Origin of the sequence: Rhodococcus sp. IEGM 27 (assembly GCF_033142305.1) — a bacterium.
Lineage (GTDB): Bacteria > Actinomycetota > Actinomycetes > Mycobacteriales > Mycobacteriaceae > Rhodococcus_F > Rhodococcus_F oxybenzonivorans.
In genome coordinates, this window is record NZ_JAWLSG010000042.1 from 1 (window position 1) to 1,018 (window position 1,018).

The window sequence follows — 1,018 nt, forward strand, 5'->3', positions numbered from 1 at the left end:
CCCCACAGGGTGACGGTGCCATCGACCGACTCGGTCGAGACACTCACCTTGGCGTAGGAACGAGCCTGGGCGTAACCGGCGCAACCGGACACACCGAAGGTCTCGTCCGCGTAGGAGAAGCCGCCGCTGTTGCCCTTGAAGCTGAAGCTGCTCTTGTGCGCCTCGGCGCCATAGTCATCGGTGTACTCGATGTCGAGGATCGGCACGTTGGTGGCCTTACCGGGGCCGATCGAGACGCCGCTACCGGCACCACCCTCGACCGGGATGCTGGCGGGATCGCCACCGGCAGCCGCACCGACGACCTCGGACGGAACGAGCGACGCACCGGCCTCACCGCCGACCTCGCCACCGAAGTTCAACTGGCACGCCACGATGTAACCGGCATCGATGCTGCCGCCCTTGGCGGTGCCACCGTTGATCGACACGTCGATCGTGCCCGACGTCCACACGTTGCGGTGCAACGGAGTCGAACCCATCGACGGGCTGATGTTCGCCGTGTTACCGGTCTGACGCACGGTCACCACGGTGCCGTCGAGCAGCGTCTGCGTGATCTCGCCGTCCTGCAACGGAACGAAGGTGTCGGCATTGGCCGCACCGGTGGAAAGGAGGCCGATCGCGACGGTGGCCGCGGCGACCACGCCGGCAGCCTTGGCGCCGTGGCGCAGGGTCTTGCTGTTCATGGTTCCCCTCTAGGGTTACTGATCGCTTACGCGAGAGTCGTGAATGGAATCGATCGGGAGCGGCAATCAGCCGATGCTGAACGGCTGCCCGTAGAGGGTGGCCTTGACGTAGTGGTTACCCGGAACCTCCACGATCGTGTACGCCCGAGCCTGCGCGTAACCACCGCAACCCTGCACCTCGATCTGCTGATCGCGGTACTGAATCGCCGACACACCCGGCTTCAGATCGGTCTTCGACTTGATCTTCGCGAACTTGACCTCGCCGGCCTCGATCGGCACCGACAACGAGCCACCCATACCCAGCGCATCGAAACCGAGATCCGCGCTGAGCTTGCCCT

At 64.8% G+C, this 1,018-nt stretch carries 2 protein-coding genes; both read right to left on the bottom strand.

The window, feature by feature from the left end; translation table 11 throughout:
• Nucleotides 1–680 (bottom strand): MspA family porin (locus tag R4P95_RS33420; protein WP_317747842.1); only part of this gene is annotated, 680 nt, incomplete at its 3' end.
• 66 nt (nucleotides 681–746) lie between these two features.
• The coding region (locus R4P95_RS33425) for an MspA family porin (protein WP_317747841.1) at nucleotides 747–1,018 on the bottom strand (272 nt) is incomplete at its 5' end.